General features: G+C 68.0%; 14 protein-coding genes and 1 pseudogene. 10 read left to right on the top strand and 5 right to left on the bottom strand.

The window, feature by feature from the left end; genetic code table 11:
* Positions 1-123: 123 nt before the first annotated feature.
* From QHF84_RS21620 to QHF84_RS21605, 4 genes are read left to right on the top strand one after another with little or no spacing between them, the layout of a single operon-like run.
* Positions 124-1440, top strand: a complete 1317-nt coding sequence (locus QHF84_RS21620; RefSeq protein ID WP_281315249.1) for an inositol-3-phosphate synthase — start codon at positions 124-126, stop codon at positions 1438-1440.
* A gap of 20 nt (positions 1441-1460) precedes the next feature.
* Complete coding sequence (locus QHF84_RS21615) at positions 1461-2390, top strand: phosphatase PAP2 family protein (protein ID WP_281315248.1); 930 nt, start codon at positions 1461-1463, stop codon at positions 2388-2390.
* Complete coding sequence (locus tag QHF84_RS21610; RefSeq protein WP_281315247.1) at positions 2387-3655, top strand: GtrA family protein; 1269 nt, start codon at positions 2387-2389, stop codon at positions 3653-3655. Before QHF84_RS21615 ends, QHF84_RS21610 begins: the two co-directional genes overlap by 4 nt.
* A complete protein-coding gene (locus QHF84_RS21605) occupies positions 3639-6155 on the top strand; it encodes an MMPL family transporter (protein ID WP_281315246.1) in 2517 nt (838 codons plus the stop codon). Before QHF84_RS21610 ends, QHF84_RS21605 begins: the two co-directional genes overlap by 17 nt.
* A 12-nt stretch (positions 6156-6167) precedes the next feature.
* On the opposite strand, the gene QHF84_RS21600 is transcribed toward QHF84_RS21605, so the two are convergent.
* Genes QHF84_RS21600 through QHF84_RS21590 form a run of 3 tightly spaced genes read right to left on the bottom strand, consistent with a single transcriptional unit; the run spans position 6168 to position 8295 of the window.
* Entirely contained in the window at positions 6168-7028 is an 861-nt protein-coding gene (locus QHF84_RS21600; RefSeq protein ID WP_281315245.1) for an energy transducer TonB, read from the bottom strand.
* Positions 7029-7039: 11 nt separating this feature from the next.
* Positions 7040-7489, bottom strand: a complete 450-nt coding sequence (locus tag QHF84_RS21595) for a biopolymer transporter ExbD (RefSeq protein ID WP_281315244.1) — start codon at positions 7487-7489, stop codon at positions 7040-7042.
* Entirely contained in the window at positions 7489-8295 is an 807-nt protein-coding gene (locus QHF84_RS21590; RefSeq protein ID WP_281315243.1) for a MotA/TolQ/ExbB proton channel family protein, read from the bottom strand. Before QHF84_RS21590 ends, QHF84_RS21595 begins: the two co-directional genes overlap by 1 nt.
* A 286-nt stretch (positions 8296-8581) precedes the next feature.
* Here QHF84_RS21590 and QHF84_RS21585 point away from each other — a divergent pair, with 286 nt between their 5' ends.
* The 3 genes from QHF84_RS21585 to QHF84_RS21575 are packed head-to-tail and all read left to right on the top strand — an operon-like array spanning position 8582 to position 12993.
* Positions 8582-11194: a TonB family protein gene (locus QHF84_RS21585; protein ID WP_281315242.1), complete on the top strand. Its 2613-nt coding sequence runs from the start codon at positions 8582-8584 to the stop codon at positions 11192-11194.
* Positions 11191-12165: a hypothetical protein gene (locus QHF84_RS21580; RefSeq protein ID WP_281315241.1), complete on the top strand. Its 975-nt coding sequence runs from the start codon at positions 11191-11193 to the stop codon at positions 12163-12165. Before QHF84_RS21585 ends, QHF84_RS21580 begins: the two co-directional genes overlap by 4 nt.
* A gap of 30 nt (positions 12166-12195) precedes the next feature.
* Complete coding sequence (locus QHF84_RS21575; RefSeq protein ID WP_281315240.1) at positions 12196-12993, top strand: LytTR family DNA-binding domain-containing protein; 798 nt, start codon at positions 12196-12198, stop codon at positions 12991-12993.
* A 16-nt stretch (positions 12994-13009) separates the two neighbouring features.
* Here QHF84_RS21575 and QHF84_RS21570 read toward each other — a convergent pair whose 3' ends face one another.
* A complete protein-coding gene (locus QHF84_RS21570; protein WP_281315239.1) occupies positions 13010-13960 on the bottom strand; it encodes a hypothetical protein in 951 nt (316 codons plus the stop codon).
* 399 nt (positions 13961-14359) lie between these two features.
* Between QHF84_RS21570 and QHF84_RS21565 the strand changes: the two genes are divergently transcribed.
* The 3 genes and pseudogenes from QHF84_RS21565 to QHF84_RS50245 all read left to right on the top strand — a co-directional run bounded on the left by QHF84_RS21565 (position 14360) and on the right by QHF84_RS50245 (position 16709).
* Positions 14360-15607, top strand: coding sequence for a hypothetical protein (locus QHF84_RS21565; protein WP_281315238.1), 1248 nt, complete (start codon positions 14360-14362; stop codon positions 15605-15607).
* A pseudogene (locus tag QHF84_RS50250) lies at positions 15525-16124 on the top strand (N-acetyltransferase family protein); the annotation flags it as partial. The gene QHF84_RS21565 and the pseudogene QHF84_RS50250, both read left to right, overlap by 83 nt.
* Positions 16125-16136: 12 nt before the next feature.
* Positions 16137-16709 (top strand): cupin domain-containing protein, encoded by a 573-nt coding sequence (locus QHF84_RS50245; protein WP_348652870.1) that lies wholly within the window; start codon positions 16137-16139, stop codon positions 16707-16709.
* Positions 16710-16903: 194 nt separating this feature from the next.
* On the opposite strand, the gene QHF84_RS21555 is transcribed toward QHF84_RS50245, so the two are convergent.
* Complete coding sequence (locus tag QHF84_RS21555; RefSeq protein WP_281315236.1) at positions 16904-17764, bottom strand: metallophosphoesterase; 861 nt, start codon at positions 17762-17764, stop codon at positions 16904-16906.
* Positions 17765-18417: the final 653 nt, after the last annotated feature.

Raw genomic sequence — 18417 nt, 5'->3', positions numbered from 1 at the left:
TCGTCGGATGGACGTTCCGAGGCGCCGGCCGCGCGTGCATCCTGCGCGCCGAGAACCTTGGCCGGTCACCCGCCTGCAATCGAACGTGCCTGGTTGTCCCGTCACCAAGGATCGAGGAGAGCCGTGAGAGAACGCCCGCAGACGATCCGCCCCGCCACCGGTAAGCTCGCCGTATTGCTCCCCGGCCTCGGCGCCGTGGCCACCACCTTCATCGCCGGCGTGCTCCTCGCGCGCAAGGGGCTCGCCAAGCCGATCGGCTCGCTCACGCAGATGGGCACCATTCGCCTCGGCAAACGCACCGACGACCGCTCCCCGCTCGTCCGCGAGGCCTTCCCCTTGGCGTCGCTCGACGACCTCGTCTTCGGCGCCTGGGACATCTTCCCCGAGAACGCGCTCGAGGTCGCGCGGCACGCGGAGGTGCTCGAAGCGCGCCACGTCGACGCGGTCGCCGCGGAGCTCGCGCAGATCGAGCCCATGCGCGGCGCCTTCTATCCGGAATACGTGCGCCGCCTCCACGGCACGCACGTCAAGGCGGCCCGGTCCAAGGCCGAGATGGTCGAGCAGATCCGCGAAGACATCCGCGGATTCATTCGCCGCCACGGGGCCGAGCGCGCCGTGGCGATCTGGTGCGGCAGCACCGAGGTCTTCATCGCCCCCGGCGCGGTGCACGAGAGCATCGCGGCCTTCGAGGCGGGCCTCGCCGCGGACGATCCGGGTATTTCGAGCTCCCAGATCTATGCGTGGGCCTGCCTCAAGGAGCGGGTCCCGTTCGCCAATGGTGCGCCCAACCTCTGCGTCGATTTCCCCGCCGCGTGGCAGCTCGCGCGGGAGATGGGCGTGCCCATCGCGGGCAAGGACTTCAAGACGGGACAAACCCTCATGAAGACCATCCTCGCCCCGGGGCTCAAGGCCCGCAGCCTGGGATTGCAGGGGTGGTTCTCCACCAACATCCTCGGCAATCGCGACGGCGAGGTGCTCGACGACCCGAACAGCTTCAAGACGAAGGAGGTCTCCAAGCTCGGCGTGCTCGAGCAAATCCTCCAGCCGAATCGTTATCCGGACCTTTATGGCCAGATCTACCACAAGGTCCGTATCGAGTATTACCCGCCGCGCGGCGACGCCAAGGAGGGCTGGGACAACCTCGACATCTTCGGGTGGCTCGGCTACCCGATGCAGATCAAGGTCAATTTCCTCTGCCGGGACTCGATCCTCGCGGCGCCCATCGTGCTCGATCTGGCGCTCTTGCTCGACCTCGCGGCGCGCGCGTCGATGCGGGGGACGCAGGAATGGCTGAGCTTCTATTTTAAGAGCCCGATGACGGCGCCGGAGCTCTATCCGGAGCATGACCTCTTCATCCAATCGATGAAGCTCAAGAACACGCTGCGGTGGATGATCGGCGAGGAGCTCATCACCCACCTCGGCAACGAGTACTACGACTGATCCCGTCGGCGAGGCGAGCGATGAAGCTGCGGCCGACGGGCGATGGGAGCCGGTGGGCGTGGGCGTCCCTCGGGGGCGCTCCGCTCCTGCTCCTCTGGATTCATGCGACGCTGGGGCTCCGGCCCGAGCATTTCGTCATCGTGGGCCTGTTCGTGGTCCTCGCCTGGGCCGGGCCACGCGCGCGGCGTTTTGCGGCGATCGCCGCGCCGTTCGTCCTCACCGGGCTCGCCTACGACCACCTGCGCCTGTTCATTCACCTGCGCGGGGAGGTCCATGTGGGCGACCTCCACGAAGCCGAGCGCGCGCTGTTCGGCGTGAGCACGAGCGCGGGGAGGGTGCCGATCTCGGAGCTCGTCGCGCGCGCGACACATACGGCGCTCGATGCGCTCACGGGCATCGTTTACCTCCTCTACCTGATCCAGGTCTTCGCGGTCGGGGCATACCTGTATTTTCGCGATCAAGAGCGCATGCAGCGGCTTTCGTGGGGCTTCGCGGCGGCGAGCCTGCTCGGCTGGATGATCTGGATCGTCTGGCCCGCGGCGCCGCCCTGGTACGTCGATCTCTACGGCGCAGGTCCCGCCGTGCTCGACGCGCCCTCGAATCCCGCCGGGGGAGCGCGTTTCGACGCCCTGTTCGGCGTGAACGTCTTCCACGCATTTTATGCCCGCAGCTCCAACGTATTCGGGGCCATGCCCTCGCTTCACGTGGGGTATGCGGTGTTGCCCGCGCTCGCCACCTGGTCGCTCGGCGGCCGACTGCGCGTGTTCACCGCTCTCTGGGCCGCGGTCATGGCGTTTTCCGCCATGTACCTCCGGCACCATTACATCCTCGACATCCTCGCCGGCGCCGCGGTGGCCCTCGCCGCCGATCGCGCGGTCCTCCTCGCGCAACGCGCGCGGCTCGATCCGGCGCCGAGCAAGGACGGCGCCTCCCCGGAGGTCTCGGTATGAACCCGCTCTCCGACTTGCTCACCGGCAGCCTCTCGGCCGCAGAGCGCATCTGGACCGCGGCCGCGCCTGCGCTGCTGCTCATTGCGTACGTGCTGATCGGCCTCGCCGCTTATGCCGTGCGCACCCTGGCCTTTGGCCGCTTCCACGACGAGGAGGCCGACGGCCGCGGGCTCGGCGGGCTGACGACCGCGCGCGCGCGCCACTTCTTCGCCTGGCTGATGCGCCCGCTCTGGCAGGGGCTCGCCGCCGCGGGGGTGCCTCCGAACGCCATCACCACGCTGGCGGTGGGCCTCGCGGCGGGCGGGGGGGTCGCCATCGCGGCGGGACGCTTCGCGCTCGGTGGTTGGCTTTACGTCAGCGCGGGCGCGCTCGATTACCTCGACGGGCGGGTGGCGCGCGCCACCGGGCAGGCTTCGCCGAGCGGCGCCGCGCTCGACTCGGTGCTCGATCGTTACTGCGAGTCGGCCGTGCTCGTGGGCCTCGCCTGGTATTACCGCGAGAGCTGGGTGCTCTTGCCGTGCTTGTTCGCGCTCACCGGCTCGCTCTTCGTCCCGTACGTGCGCGCCCGCGGCGAGGCGCTCGGCGCCCAGATGAAGGACGTGGGCTTCATGCAGCGCGCCGAGCGTATCCTGGTGCTTGGCCTCTCGGTCGCGCTCAGTCCCATCCTGGAGGCCGTCGTCTCGCCGGAGGATCCGCGCCCGCCGCACTGGATCGCGGCCGCCGGCGTCACCCTCATCGCGCTCACCTCGCACGCGACCGCGTTCCAGCGGCTCGCCTTCCTCGTCCGCTCGCTCGGCGGCAAGCTGCCCCGCGACGATCGCCGCGCGCTGCCACGCGCCATCGCCGTGAGCGCGCTCGCCACGGCGCTCGACTTCGTGGTGGTGCAGGTGCTCGTGATCGGGACCGGCGCGCCGCCGCCGCTCGCCACGGGCGCGGGTTGCGTGGCGGGTGGGGTCGTGGCCTTCACGCTCTCGCGCGCGTGGGCCTTCGAGGCCGAGGCGGGCCCGCGGACCAGCCAGGCCGCGCGCTTCGTGTTCGTCTCCGGTTCGAGCGCCGCCCTCAATGCCGGCGGCGTCGCCGTGCTCCTCCTCTTGCCCGCCATGGACGACCGCCTCGCCTGGGCCCTCACGCGCCTCGTCGTCTTCGCGACCTGGAACTACCCGCTGCTGCGCAACCACGTGTTCCCGGTTACGCCCGCCGCGAACGACGCGACCGACGAGGTCCCCCTGAGCGACCCGAGGGAGCGTGATGTCAGCCGCGCCTGATCACGACGGGGACGGGGACGCGCGCCTCGGCTCCGTGCCCGCCGCCATCCGCGCCGCCCTCGCGCGCGTGGCGGTCGCCGCGTTTCGACACGCCGCCCTCGCCATCGTGCTGGTCGCCCTCGCCGCCGCGCTCGGCACCTGGTCCGCCGGGAAGCTCAAGCTCGACCCCGACATCACCCAGCTCCTGCCGCCGAGTTACCCGAGCGTGCAGGGCATCGAGGCGCTGCGGGCGCGCTTCGGCGGGGTCGGGTACGTGGTGCTCCTGGTCGAGGGCGGGGATCAGGCCACGCGCCGACGCTTCGCGGACGAGATCGCGCCCCGCCTCGAAAAACTCGAAACGGTGCAGTACGTCGACCACCGCTTCCCGGCGGAGTTTTTCGAAGACCGCGCCCTCTACTTCGCCGACCAGCCCGACCTCACGGCGCTCCGGGATCGCCTCGCCGCGCGCCAGCGCTGGGAGATCGAGCGCTCCTACCTCGACCTCGACGACGAGCAGCCGCCCCCGGTCGACGTCGCGGACCTCGAAGCCAAGTACAAGAAGCGCCTCGAGGACAACGGCGGCGCGCGGCGCGGGTCGTACCACGAGGACGAGACCGGCCGGACCCTGGCCATCCTCGTCCGCCCGACCCGGCTGGCCTCCGACCTCACCTTCGCGAAGCAGGTCGTCGCCGACGTGAAGCGCGTGCTCCAGGAGGCAGAGCCCTCCGCCTACGCGCCCGACCTCCGCGTCGAGCTCACCGGCCGGTACCCGAAACGTGTCGACCTGCAGGCGGTGCTCGGGCGCGACCTCGCGCTGACCTCCGCGCTCGCGCTCGGCCTGGTCATCGCCTACCTCGCCTTCCATTTCCGGCGCCTGCTCGCCATCGCCCTGGTGCTCGCGCCGCTCTACGCGGGCCTCGCGCTGGCGTACGGGGCCGCGGGCGCGCTCTTCGGGACGCTCAACATCCTCACGGCGTTCATCGGCGCCATCCTGGTCGGCATCGGCATGGACCACGGCGTCCACCTCCTCGGCCGTTACGAGGAGGAGCGTCGCGCCGGCGCGGCCGAGGAAGAGGCGATCCGTCGCGCCTTCGGCGATGCGGGCCGCGTCTCGCTCGCTGCCGCGCTCACCACCGCCGCGGCGTTCGGCTGCCTCACCTGGACGGACTTCCGCGCCTTCCGCGAGTTCGGCCTGCTCGCCGCGCTGGGCACGCTCCTCGTCCTGCTCGCCTACCTGACGCTTCTCCCCGCGTTGCTCGGCGTGCTCGCGCGCCATGCCCCGCGCCTGTCGCCCGTGCGCGCCGGCGTGGCGCTTCCCGGCGTGCGCTTCATGCGCCGCGCGGCGCCCGCGCTCTTCTGGGGCCTCGTCGCCGCGTCCGCCCTCGCGCTCACCCAGCTCCCCCGCGCCCGCTTCGACGCCGACTTCTCCCACCTCGACGACGCCGACCTCCCGAGCTTCCGCCGCGACCGCGAGGTGAACGCGCTGCTCGGCCGCTCGCAGACCCCGCTCGTGGTGCTCGCCCGCAGCGAGGCCGAGGCGCGCGAGGTCTCCTCCGCCGTGCGCGCGCGCATGGCCGCGCTCGGCGGAGCCGCCACCATCGGCCTCATCGCCACGCGCGCCGACCTGCTCCCGGAAGGCCAGGACGCGAAGCGCCCGCTCCTGCGCGAGATCGCCAAGATCACCTCCCGGATCCGCCCCGAGAGCCTCGACGCCGACGCGCGTGGCCGGCTCGAACGCCTCCAGCGTATGGCCGCGGCCGAGCCCTTCGGCCCCGCCGACCTCCCGTCCGCGCTGCGCCATACCTTCGAGCCCAAGCCGGGCGAAGACCCCGTGCACTTCGTGCTGCTCTACCCCACGGTGAGCATGGGCGACGCCGCCGCGATCAGGCGTCTCGCCTCGCAGCTCCGCCGCATCGAGCTGCCCGGTGGCGAGGTGCGCGCGGCCGCAGGCGAGACGATGGTGCTCGCCGACATGCTCGAGACCATCGAGCGCGACGCACCGCGCATCCTCGCGACCACCGGCGTGCTCGTCTTCCTTGTGCTGTACCTCACTCTTGGTCGTCTCCGGCTCGCGCTGCTCGCGCTCGGGCCGGCCCTGCTCTGCCTTGCGGTGACGATTGCGCTGCTCCCCGTCATTGGCGCCGAGCTGAACTACTTGAACATGATCGTGCTGCCGATCCTCCTCGGAATTGGCGTGGACGACGGCGCGCATCTGCTCGCGCGTGTGGACGCGGGCGAGCCGCTCGAAAAAGTGTGGCAACACACGGGCTGGGACGTCACCGGCGCCATTCTCACGGACGGCTTTGGCTTCGGCGTGCTCGCGCTGGCCACGCACCCAGGCCTCGCCAGCGTTGGCAAGCTTTCGCTGCTCGGCCTCGGCGTGAACCTCGTCGCGTGCGTGGTGCTGCTTCCGGCCTTGCTCGCTCTTCTCCCCGCATGGAAGGCGCGCTCCCGCGGCGCCACCGCCGCCGAACGCCCATCCGAGCCCTCGCCGGTGCCGCCCCCCCAAGCCGAGTCCTGATCGCCGCGGCGCCTACCGCGTGAACCGCACGCGGATCGGCGGCGTCGCGGCGACCCTCGGCGTGCCCGATCGATCGAGCGCGGGCGTGTACCTGCGCGAAAGTGCGCAAAGGCGTGCGGCGCGGCCAAAGCCGTGCCCCGGATCGCTCACCACATTGACGGATTGCGGCGAGCCGTCGGCCCGCACGGTGACGACGATCGACACGACGGCCTGATCGATCTGCTCCGCGTCGGCCTCGGGCGGGAAAGGACAATCCCACGCGGAACTGCCGGCGAGGCCTGGCGGCTTCGATAAATCGGGCCCTTGCGGTGCCGGCGGCGTCACGGGCCCCGTTCCTTTGCCGCCTTCCTTGCCGTCGAGCGAAGCGCCCTTGTTGTACGTCGGTGCCGAGGCCGTCCCCGCGGCTGACACCATTCCGTAGCCGGGCCCCGCGCCATTGCCCGTGACGAACCCTTGCCCCGTCATGTCGACGGGTTCTTCCGGATCGGGCTCCTGCGTGAGCACCTTTGCCGCTTGCGAGGGTGGGGGCGGCGACTCGGGATTGGGCGCCTTCGTCGGGGTATTCTCCTTGAGCACCGGCGCTGGAGATGGCGGGGCTTCGGGTTCAGGTGCAGGCTCCGGCGGTTTTTCCTCGGGCCGCGGCTCTTCCTTTTCTTCGGGCGGCAGAGCGATGTCGTATTCGACATGGCTCTCCTCGAAGGCGGCGCCTTCCGTGTCGAAGAGCGGCATCACGGCCAGCACCGACACGTGGGACGTCAGGGCAAACACGAGGCCGATCCCCATACCCGTTTGCCCTGCACGATGGCCGAGACGAACCACATGCGCGAGGGGATCACCACCCTCCAGCTCGAACTTACCTGCCACCGAGCTCATCGTTTTTCACCTCATGGGGTCGCGGGGACGGGCGGCGGTTTGCCGTCGTCGGCTGCGACGGGCGTCACCCCGAATGCGATTTTCGTGATGCCCACGCGCTTGAGCAGATCGAGCGCGTGGATCACGCGCCCGTGTTGCACCGCCGACTCGGCGCGGATGACGGCGCGTAGATCCGGCGTCTTGGCTTGCGCCTCCTTTGCGAGCGGGAGCGCGGCTTCGTCGTTCGGCAGCTTCTTGCCGTCGACGACCATGTCCCCGTTCGCGCGGAGCTCGACGCTGAAGACCATCTGCACGTCTTGCCCCGGCGCCGCCTTCGGCAGGTCGAGCGGCACGGCTTGCGATACGATGATCTTCGCCGTCACCATGAAGATGATGAGGAGCACGAGGGTGATGTCGACGAGGGGGGTGACGTTGATCCCCTCGACCATGTTGTCCTCGTTGTTCGAGCTCGAAGCGGCCATCAGCCATTCTCCTCGCTGGACTCTTCCTCGTCCACGTCCTTCGTCGCCGCCTTCTTGCTCTGCGCGCCATTCGTCTTCGCCGGTTTCGCCTCGGACTTCTCCGCGGCCACGGCGAGGGCGATGTCAGAGACCGCCTCCTCGAGCGCGCCTTCCTTTTCGCCGTGCAGGTGCGCGAGCAGCACGCGCGTCAGCGCATCGGTATTCGCGATCGTAGACTTGATGACCCGCTGAAAAACGTTGTTCGCGGCGACCGCCGGAATGGCGACCGCGAGACCGACGGCCGTGGCGACGAGCGCTTCGGCAATACTCGACATGACCTGCTGCGGGGCCATCGCCGCGGAAGCTGCCTGCGCCATCGGTGTCTCGGCGGCCTTGCCGAGCGCGTCGAATGCGCCGACGACGCCGATGACGGTGCCGAAAAGGCCGATGAACGGGGCGTTGTTGCCGAGCGTGCCGAGGTAGGCGAGGCGCCTTTCGAGCTTCATGCGTTGCAGCGCGAGCGCGCCCGCCATGGCTTCCTCCGCGGCCTTCGGCCCGCGATGCGCCTCGACGAGCCCCGCGCTCACGACCGCTGCTTCGGCGGAGGGCGACGCGGCCATGCGCTTCTGCGCGGACTCGATCGAGTCGAGCAGGGCGCCGCGCAGATCACGCGCGAGCACCACGACATTGTCGCGCAGGGACCAGAAAAACCACGTGCGTTCGACGATGATCGCGACGCTCACCACGCTGAGGCCGATCATGAGCCACATGACCCAGGCAGCGCCGAAGCCGACCATGATGCGCTGCAGCCACTCGATGAGATTCATCTTCCGTCAAGCCTTTCCCTGCCGATGCTTTTCGCCCCGGCCTTTCCATATGCCGGCTCGCCGTTCCCGCGCGACGTGCATCCGACGAGCCGCGGGATACCTCCGACGAGCGGCCTCCGTCGGAGGACGAAACGCCTTCGCTCACCGCGCTCGGGCCGTGGCGCTCGCGAGGCGCGGGGCCCATGGCGCTCGTGGTCCAGGGGAAGGTTTTCGTCGGAGGGATCCGACGGCTCGTCGGATCGAAGCCCCACGCGCCGGCCACGCGTGCATCTTTGCACCGAGAACCTTGGCACATCTTTCCGACCATCCACTTCGGCGCGGCGCCGCCGCCGTTTTCCTCCTGACGTCCCTGGCATCACGGGATGCGCTCGCAGGGGCGCCCGACGAGCCGCCCGCCGCGACCGGCGCCGCCGCGCCGCAACCGGTCGTCGTCCCGCCGCGGCTCGTGACCGATCCCGGCGTGAAATATCCGGATCAAGCGCTCAAAGAGCGGTTTTTCGCGGAAGTCACGGTCGTCCTGATCCTCGAGATCGACGCATCCGGGGCGGTCCGGAAGGCGACCGTCGAAGCACCCCAAGGCCACGGATTCGACGAGGCCGCCGTCGCCGCGGCCGAAAAACTCGTCTTCGAACCGGCCCGGCGCAATGACAAGAACATCCCGGCCCGCATCAAATTCCGTTATGCCTTCGTGCCCCCGCCGCCGAAGCTCACAGGACGTGTCGAGCACCAGACGGCAGGCTCGCCGATCGCCCCCGCGAGCATCACGGTGCGGACCGCCGACGGCGCCGAGCACACGACGCAGACGGCCGCAGACGGGTCCTGGACCCTCGAGAACGTGATGGGCGGCCCGACGCACATCGTCGTATCTGCGCCAGGGTATGAACCCCAATCCGCGGACGAAGAGCTCACCCCCGGGGAAGAGACCCACGTCGTATTGAGGCTCTTGCCCCGGAAGGCCCCCGCGGAGAACGGCGCCGCAAGCGAAAGCGAAGACGAGCCGCCGGTCCAGGAGATCGTCGTCCGCGGGGAGCGCCCGCCCCGCGAGGTCACGAAACGCACGCTCAAGAGGGAAGAAATCGCGCTCATTCCGGGGACGAACGGGGATGCGCTGCGGTCGCTGCAAAACCTCCCCGGCGTCGCGCGCCCGCCTCCGTTCGGTGGCCAGCTCATCGTTCGCGGGTCCGCGCCGCAGGACACGACCACCTATGTCGACGGCACACCCGTGCCCATCGTCTACCATTTCGGCGGCCTGAGCTCCGTGGTGCCGACGGAGGCGCTCGACAAGATCAATTTTTATCCCTCGAACTACAGCGCGATGTATGGGCGCGGGATGGGCGGCATGGTCGATGTCGGGATCCGTGATCCCAAGAAGGACGGGCGGCTGCACGGCATGGCGCAGCTCGATCTCATCGACGCGCGCCTCCTCGTCGAGGGGACGATTCCGAAGACGGGCGTGACCTTTTTGATCGCTGGCCGCCGCTCGTGGTTCGACGGCTGGCTCGGCCCCGTCCTCACGGCCGCCGGCGCGGGCGTGTCGACGGCGCCGCGTTATTACGACTACCAGGTCATGCTCAAAAAGGACTTCGGTCAGAAGGCGTCGCTGCGCCTTCTGTTTTTCGGGTCCGATGACGGCCTCGAGATCTTCAATGAGAACCCGAACGCCGGCGCCACGAGCTTCAGCGGCATCGGCACCCATACGAGTTTCTGGCGCCTCCAGGCCCGCTACGAGCACAAGCTCACGGACAGCACGGAGCTCAAAGTCACGGCCGCCGTCGGGCAGGACTCGGTGGACATCGGCTTCGGCGCCCTCGGCTTCACGACGACCGAGCTCCCGATCAGCGGGCGCGCCGAGGTCTCGCAGAAGGTCATGCGATCCGTCCGCGCGAACGTCGGCATCGACATGATTTACAGCCCCTACGACCTGCACATCCGCTTTCCGCGTCCCCGCCCGCCCGGGGTCCCCGCGGGCGGACCCGAGGACGTACCGCTCGAGACGACCCAATCCGGGAAGCGCCTCTTCGGCGGCATGTACACGGAATGGGAAATCATGCCTTGGCGGGGCATGCGTATCGTGCCGGGGCTCCGCTTGGATTACACGAGCTCGACCCAGAGCTGGGACATCTCTCCACGCTTGAATTTGCGCCAGGAGTTGACGAGCGGCTCCCCCCGCACGGCGCTCAAGGCGGGCGCCGGCATCTTTTATCAGCCGCCGGGGCCGCTCGAAACGGATCCCGTCTTCGGCCAGGAGGGCCTGAAGTCGAACCGATCCATTCATTACGACGTCGGATTCGAGCAGGAATTCGGCCCCCGCGTGGAGCTCTCCGTGAACGCGTTCTACAAGCAGCTCGACAGGCTGGTTTCGGACGGGGCAGGGAACGCCGGGGCGGGGGCCGTCTACGGCACCGAGTGGCTTTTGCGCTACAAGTCCGACGAGCGCTTCTTCGGATGGATCGCCTACACCCTGTCGAGGAGCGAGCGCCGCCCCGAGCCGACGGAGCCGTCTGCCCTTTCCCAGTATGATCAGACGCACGTCCTCACGACGATCGCGAGCTACAATTTCGGTCGTGGGTATCGACTCGGCGCGCGTTTCCGCCTCGTCTCGGGGAACCCTTATACACCCACGACGCGCGGCGCCTATGACGCGACGACCGGCAGTTTTCAGGCCGCGACCGCGTCTCCGCCGTACGGCGCGCGGCTCCCGCTCTTCCACCAGCTCGATGTGCGCTTCGACAAGACGTGGACCTTCGATTCGTGGAAGCTCTCGGCCTACATCGATATCCAGAACGTCTACAACCACCAGAACCCCGAGGGGATCACCTATAACTACGACTACACCCAGTCGTCGTACGTGAGCGGCTTGCCCATCCTACCGAGCCTGGGGCTTCGTGGGGAGTTATGAAGAAGAACGCTTGGATCGTTGGGGCTATCGGGTTGCTCGGGGCGACGGGCTGCAATTTTCCCGAATTCGCTCCGGAGAACGAGGTGTCGAGCGTGCGTATCCTCGCGACGCGCGCCGACAAACCTTACGCGACGCCTGGGGACATGGTGAACCTCGATGTGCTCGCTTTCGATGGCCGAAAGGAGAAGGCGCAGCCCATGCGGATGTTCTGGATCCCGACGGTCTGCACCGATCCGCCGGAGGGCGCGCCTTACGAATGTTATCCCGCCTTTGCGAGCGCGTTCCCGCGCGGCGAAGACCTCACGCCGCACCTGAAGGAGGGGACGTCGTTTTCGCTCGAAGTGCCCGAGGACCTGCTGGGAATGCCGGGGCCACCCGGACCCGGGAGCGCCCCCTTCTACAAAACCCTCGTCGTCTTCAACATGGCGTGCGCCGGGCACGTGGAGTACGTCGGCGCACGTGGAAGAGGTCCGCAGGCCGTCCCTTTCGGCTGTTTCGATGCGGAGCAAAAGGAGCTCGGCCCCGAAGACTTCATGTTCGCGTTCTCGCGCGTCTTCGTCTTCCCCATGCTTCCGAATTCCAATCCCGTGATCGATCACCTCACCTTCGACGGTAAAACCGTCGATCCGAGCGACGGCATCACGATGGATCGCTGCGCGATGCCGGAGATCGAGCAATGCCCCGCGAAGCCGCTCGACATCTCGGTCCCCGAAGCGAGCCAGGAGCCGGACCCCAGCTATTTCACGGCGGAGGGCAAGATGGGCAAGGAGAGGGTCCTGGTCGATTACTACATCACGGGAGGGCAGGTGAACTCCACGCGCCTACTCTACGATCCGGAGAGCGGCAAAGTAGGGACGACGGTCGCCGACCTTCGGGCCCCCCTCGCCGCGGGCGAGGAGGTGCTTTTTGCGGTGGTCCGCGACAACCGCGGAGGGATCACCTGGCTCGAAGTCCCAATCCATGTCCGATGAAGGGCTCGCTCTCTACCCCGAGGTGGCCCGATGAACGATCTCTCCGGGACCGTCGATTCCTTTCGATTTCGCGTGCTCGTCGTGGAGGACGAGTGGCCCGCGCGTAATTACCTCGTCGAGCTGCTCGAAGGCTCGCACCTCGCCGAGGTCGTCGGCGCGGTCGCGAGCGTCGGCGAGGCGCGCCAGGCCTTGCAGCCGGCTCCCGCCGGGCTCGAAGTGGACGTCGTCTTCGTCGACATCGCGCTCGAGGGGGACGACGAGACCGGGCTGGATCTCGTCCGGGCTTCGGCGCGAAACCCGCGGCGGCCGATGTTCGTGCTGGCGACGGCGTTCAAAGAGCATGCGATCGAGGCATTCGAGCTCGGCGTCGACGATTACCTCTTGAAGCCATTCACCGAGGAGCGCGTCGAGCAATGCCTGCGTCGCCTCGCCGCCCGGCGCCGCCTCGTCGTGCCCCAGAGCCCGCTCCGGATCGTCGCGCGCCGCGGACGAAGCCTCGTGTTCCTCGAACAGAACGAGGTCTGGGCCTTCGAGGCGGCCGACCGGCTCACTTCGGTGCACACGGCGCACGGCACGTTCGACCTCGACCTATCCTTATCGGCGATCGAGGCCTCGTTCGGCCGTGCGCTCACACGTGTCCACCGCAACTGGCTCGTGAATGCGGCTCACATCAAAGAGCTCGAGCGGGACGGGGGAGAGACGCGGGTCTTCGTCGGCGTGGGCATCGGCCTCGAGCGGCGCGGCGTATGCGTGCCCGTCGCGCGCGAGCGCGCCCAGGCCGTGCGCGAGATGTTGCTCGCCAGCGCGACCGGACTCCGCCGCATCTGATCGCCCCGTCGAGCCGTCATTTCGGCACGGTCACCTGGCAGCTATCCTGAGGCCCGAGCCACGCGATGATGTTGACCCAGAGCTGCTCGATCTCGGGCAGCGATTGCCATTCGCTGTCGTACTCGATCCACTCGTCGCCCCACACCACGGCCCGGCCTTTTCCTCGCTCGTGCGCGAACGCCACGGGCCCCGCCGCGATGCTCCCGATCACCTCGCTCGTGCCGCCGCTCCCGCCGAGGTCCTGGACCAAGTATCCGCCGAGGAACGTCACCGACGAGAGCCCCGCTGTCACTGGATGCGCCGCGAACATCGTCACTGGCTCGGAGTGCAGACCGGGCTGATACGCGAGCCCAAACGGGGCGAGCAGCGTGTTCGTGTAGAAATCAGGGTCCGCGTCGGTATATCCCGTCATCGAAACGAACCCGCCCCGCGTCTCCACCCACGCCGCGAGCGCGCTCGCTTCCTCGGCCGTGTACGTCCGCGCCAGCCTATCGAAGATGATGACGTCGTACTTGTCGAGGAACGCCGCATCGAAGACCTCCGCGGGCGTCTGGTGCGTCCGCTCCACGCTCGTGCCTCGCGCCGCGAGCCACGCTTGAAAGTTCGAGGAGGGATTGCTCCCCGGGCTGCCGACGATGCCGATCCGCAAGCAATCGCAGATCCCGTCCTTTCCGACGTCCACGTCGTCGATGCGACCATTACAATCGTCGTCCTTGCCGTCGCACATCGTCTCGACTGCGCTCGCCGGCGTGCATGACCCGCCCGCGCCCCCCGAGCCGCTCGGAAAGACGAAGCCTCCTTCGCCTCCCATGCCGCCGCCGCCCGCGTTCATGCCACCGCTTCCGCCCGCGTTCGAGCCCCCCGCACCGCTCCCTTGCCCTCCGGGCCCGGTCGTCCCGTTTTCGCCCGCCGAGCAGTGGACGAGCCCCCCGACGAACAGCACCATGCACAAGATACGCCTCATCATGCGCCCATGGTCGGCGCCATCGAACAGCATGTCAATCATGAGGCGCGCGACCTGGCCGACGCGTTCGGCTAGAGTCTTTCTGTGTGGGCGCGGGTTATCCTTCCTCCGCGCCTTCGGCTCGTCCCTCGAAGCCCTGAAAGTGATACTTCTTCTATGAAAGCGAAAAATTCTTTTCACGCACGTCCCCTCACGGCCACCACTTTCCTCCTTGCCCTGCCCCTCGCGCTCGTCGTCGCCTGCGGCGGCGAAAACAACCCCGGCGATCCGAGCGGCGGCAGCGCTGGCAATGGCTCCGGTGGAGGGGGAAGCTCGAGCAGCTCGGGCACAGGTGGGACCTCTTCAAGCTCTTCGAGCTCTTCGGGCTCCGGCGGAGGCACGACCGGAAACCCAGCGCAAGGCATGTGCAGCACTCCGACGCTGACCATCACCGACATCGAGCTCCCCATCGCCATCGACCAGAACGAAGACGAGGTAAATCTACGCCCTCTCGCGATTTCCCCCAAACCCTCCGGAGGCTCCCGCCTCGCCTTCATGGGGACCGACAAGAAGGTCCACGTCGCCGAGCTCGACGTGAGCGACAAGCTCGTCGGTGACCTCGTCGATATCGACGCCCACGATTTCGGCGATCTCTACGCCGATGACAAAGGCGGCGTCCTGCTCCTCACGCGCGACGCCCAGGGAGGCGGGACGCTCAACTGCGGCGAGCCGACGAACCTCTGCGGTACCCCGCCAAACCCGCCCGTGGCCTGCCACGACATGTACATGGTGCGTTTCGATGGCATCAGCGAGTCCTGGGCGACGAAGCTCACGAGCTCGAGCGCGGCCCTGCCTCCCTATTCGACCGGGAAGACCGGCCCCGACGTCTTCATGATCTGGTGGTACGCGCATCACGGCCGCATCGCCTCGGACGGTACGAACTTCGCCGGCTATTTCGGCGCGGCGATCAGCGTCTCGCAAGGCGGCTGCATCAATATCCACCAAGGCGATCGCATGAAGGTCGTCTCCCCGACCGGAGAGCTCATCTCGGGCGGGTTCGATTGGGGTTGCAGCCATAGCGGATACGAGCGCATCACCTGGGATCCGGGCGCGAAGAAATACGTCACGATCTGCAAAACCGACAACAACAACCGCATCGCCTACGCCCCGGCGGTCTCCACGATCAAGCCGATCGACCTCGCGTACTCGAATTTGAGTGACATCGCCCTCGATCCCAGCGGCGGTTACTGGGCCATGACGAGCGACCGTCAAGACGGCCAGCCCGCCCTCGCCAACGGCTTCGCCGAGGTCCACCTCCTGCATTTCAACGGCGGGACGGCCGACAAAGACTTCGTGATCGCCGGGAAGACCGGGGAGAACGCACGCGCGCCCTACCTCGCGAACTACGGCGACAAATACCTCCTCGCCGGCTGGGAGACCTCGACCGCCTTGGGGGATCTCATCCCCTACGACGGAAATCGAAAGATGTTCGTCCAGGTCCTGAGCGCGACGACCGGCGAAGCGGTGAGCGCCGTTCTCGACGCCGGCGTACTCGGCAATCGCTACCAGGCCTTCCGCGCCTACCCCGATGGCAGCGTCGCCTTCGCCGCGAGGGGCACGAAGAGCAACGCCGTCCGTATCCTCCGCGCGATGCCCTGCGTCGCGGAGTGATCGTCCTCGCCCCTCGCGGGCCGGCATGTTACCTACGCAGGCCATGTCGACGGCCATCCTCCGACCCGCACGCCCTGCGGATCTCCAATCGCTCGTAGAGATCTTCAATCATTACATCCGCGAGTCCTTCGCCACGTTCGACGAGCAGCCGTACCAGGTCGAGGAGCGGCGGGCCTGGTTCGAGACGTACCGCGAGACGGGCCCCTATCGGCTCCTGGTCGCCGAGGATGCGGCAGGTCGGATCCTCGGCTGCGCCTACAGCAGCCGCTACCGCGAGCATCCGGCTTTCCGCGAGACCGTCGAGACGAGCGTGTACGTGGCCCCCGACGCCCGCAGCCATGGCGTGGGGCGCGCGCTTTACGAGGCGCTCTTCGTCGCGCTCCGCACCGAAGGGCTACACCGCGCGGTCGCAGGTATTGCCCTGCCAAACCCGGCCTCCATCGCCCTCCACGGTCGGCTGGGCTTCCGCACCATCGGCGTCTTCGACGAGTACGCAATCAAGCGCGGGCGACGCATCAGCTCGGTGTGGATGGAAAAGGCGCTCGACCAGGACGAGGGCCGCGCCGGCCAGCTTTCGGTCGTGCCCGGACAGCGCCCCGCTTTCATCAAGCACCAGCGCGAAGTTCGCAGCGCCGATGATTCGCACTATCCGGGCAGCGACGAACTCCTCAGCATTGGATCCCCGCTTGGGCGCGCGGTGGGGTTGACGCGCATCGGCATTCATCACGAAGAGCTTCCGCCGGGGCGACGCACGTCGTGGCCACACGCGGAGAGCGACGAGGAGGAGTTTGCCTACGTCATCGAGGGGCGGCCCGACGTTTGGATCGATGGGCACCTGTTCCCCCTCGAGCCCGGTGATGCCGTCGGGTTTCCCGCAGGCACGGGCATCGCCCACACGTTCATCAACAACACCGAGGAGGTGGTGAGGCTTCTGGTCGTGGGCGAGGCGAACAAGCGCTGGAACCGCATCGTGTACCCCCTCCATCCGGCGAGAAATGCGGAGGTCGGGGAATACGCATGGCACGATGTCCCTCGGCGCGAGCTCGGCCCCCACGACGGAATGCCGGACGCATTACGGCGCCGGCGGGCGGGCACCGAATAGAGGTGAGCGCCCGCCGGGGAGATAAAGGCAACGCGGTGATCCGGTCGAGCGCGGGCGGGCTCACGGGGGAGTGGGCTGCGAAGTATGACTGGAGCGCGTCGTGGTCGACATAGACCCTCCGTGCGACGATTGGAGGGCGACGTGGTTTCATTGCAATCACACGCCCGTCGAAGGGCCGGGCGCGCGCCGGCACGTCAAACACCAGCTCGGACGACCTTGCCGCGGCAATCGCTCGGGTAGAGGTTTCGCGCGAGGTGCTGGAGCGCGGGGAACATGTTGTCCGTCACGAACCGCGTCGCGGCCCGGGGGATCACGCTGCAAAAGGACGGTCGGCCGGAGAGCCGGCCATTCTCGTGCTCGAAGACGCGGTACCCGCCGAACTCCGTGGAGCTGCCCGCATTGAAGATGCAGAGCCCGCGCTCGCCCGCGCGGCTCAGGTCGAAGGCGCGGGGCGTGTGCCGGTGGCCGTGGAGCACGAGGTCCGAGCGGCCGCGGATGCGCTCGACGAGCTCGGCGCCGAGCGAGAGCTCCGCCATGACGGGGGATCCGAGGCGAGCGATGAGCCATTCGAGCGGGCTATCCTCGGGCAGCGGCAGGACGTGGTGGTGGAGGAGCACCGCGACCAGGGCGCCCGAGGGGGCGTCATCGAGCGCCGCGTCCACTTCCATGAGGACGCCTCGCGACAGCTCGCCATGCGTCTGGAAGTACGAGCGATTGTGGGGAGCGGTGGAGTCCACGCATACGAGGTAGAGACCGGGCCGCTCCTCGACGCGAACGCGCCGGCCTTGCATCCATTCGCCGCCTGCATCTTCCCCCGTGCGATCATGGTTGCCGGGGATGAACGTGACGCGGCCTTTTCGGAGGAGCGGCGCGAAGACCTCCTGGAAACGTCGCGCCTCGGCGTGCTCGCCCTGGTGGGTGAGATCCCCCGTGACCACGACGTGATCGATGCCGTCGGACTCGAGGCGACGCACGAGCGCCGCGGCGCGCTCGGCGCCGGCCGTCGACGAGCCCAGGTGCAAATCGGAGAGATGAACCAACCTACGTGATGTCATGCCCGGGCATGATGCAGGCGCTCGGCGACGAACTTGCGAATCCCGGGTAAATCGCTGGCGAGGAGACCGTGACGGGATTCGCTCGGGCGGGCGACGGGATCGAGACGACGCGTGTCGTGAAGCCGCGTGGATCGTCCGGCCTCTTGCGCTCTCACGGGACACGACGAGCGCCGGGCCCCCCGAGGGTGTCCGGTGATCCAGCGGACTCGCGCGGGCGATAGGCGGATGGGGCAGGGAAGGCGCAGGGCGGGCTCGAGGGACGCGTGCCGAAAAGGCGGTTTGTTCTTCTTGACGCTCCGCGACCACGCAGGCCCCGTGAAAGACTTGTGCCAACGCTGACGTCGAATCTTCGTCGTCGGTCCCCATTATGTGTGCACGCAGCCCACAAAAGATGCTTGAAAATTCAGACGGACCAGGTAGTTTATACATGCACACATAGGTGACCCCGGCCGACCGGCAGGAGAGAGCGATGGTCCGTTGACGTGGACCAATCGGTGACCTCCGCTGCGTCGATCTCGCAGAAATTTATCGTCCGAATTTGGGCGATTGCTTCATCGCCGAAAGGGGAGATATGTCTACCGACCGCAACGTGCGGGAGCCCCATGGCTCTGGGCTCGATCACGCCGTCATCACGCCGGCGCAACGTCGCCGCA

The sequence above is a fragment of the Polyangium sp. y55x31 genome (genome assembly GCF_029946505.1).
Classification (GTDB): Bacteria; Myxococcota_A; Polyangia; order Polyangiales; family Polyangiaceae; genus Polyangium.
Note: the sequence above shows the minus strand (reverse complement) of the source record. Positions and strands in the feature narration are given on the sequence as shown.

What these genes read in the sequence shown, in the direction of transcription:
- QHF84_RS21615 (WP_281315248.1), top strand. Translation starts at nt 1,461, where the DNA reads ATGAAGCTGCGGCCGACGGGCGATGGGAGCCGGTGGGCGTGGGCGTCC.
- QHF84_RS21610 (WP_281315247.1), top strand. Translation starts at nt 2,387, where the DNA reads ATGAACCCGCTCTCCGACTTGCTCACCGGCAGCCTCTCGGCCGCAGAG.
- QHF84_RS21605 (WP_281315246.1), top strand. Translation starts at nt 3,639, where the DNA reads ATGTCAGCCGCGCCTGATCACGACGGGGACGGGGACGCGCGCCTCGGC.
- QHF84_RS21600 (WP_281315245.1), bottom strand. Translation starts at nt 7,028, where the DNA reads ATGAGCTCGGTGGCAGGTAAGTTCGAGCTGGAGGGTGGTGATCCCCTC.
- QHF84_RS21595 (WP_281315244.1), bottom strand. Translation starts at nt 7,489, where the DNA reads ATGGCCGCTTCGAGCTCGAACAACGAGGACAACATGGTCGAGGGGATC.
- QHF84_RS21590 (WP_281315243.1), bottom strand. Translation starts at nt 8,295, where the DNA reads ATGAATCTCATCGAGTGGCTGCAGCGCATCATGGTCGGCTTCGGCGCT.
- QHF84_RS21580 (WP_281315241.1), top strand. Translation starts at nt 11,191, where the DNA reads ATGAAGAAGAACGCTTGGATCGTTGGGGCTATCGGGTTGCTCGGGGCG.
- QHF84_RS21575 (WP_281315240.1), top strand. Translation starts at nt 12,196, where the DNA reads ATGAACGATCTCTCCGGGACCGTCGATTCCTTTCGATTTCGCGTGCTC.
- QHF84_RS21570 (WP_281315239.1), bottom strand. Translation starts at nt 13,960, where the DNA reads ATGATGAGGCGTATCTTGTGCATGGTGCTGTTCGTCGGGGGGCTCGTC.
- QHF84_RS21565 (WP_281315238.1), top strand. Translation starts at nt 14,360, where the DNA reads ATGTGCAGCACTCCGACGCTGACCATCACCGACATCGAGCTCCCCATC.
- QHF84_RS50245 (WP_348652870.1), top strand. Translation starts at nt 16,137, where the DNA reads ATGGAAAAGGCGCTCGACCAGGACGAGGGCCGCGCCGGCCAGCTTTCG.
- QHF84_RS21555 (WP_281315236.1), bottom strand. Translation starts at nt 17,764, where the DNA reads ATGACATCACGTAGGTTGGTTCATCTCTCCGATTTGCACCTGGGCTCG.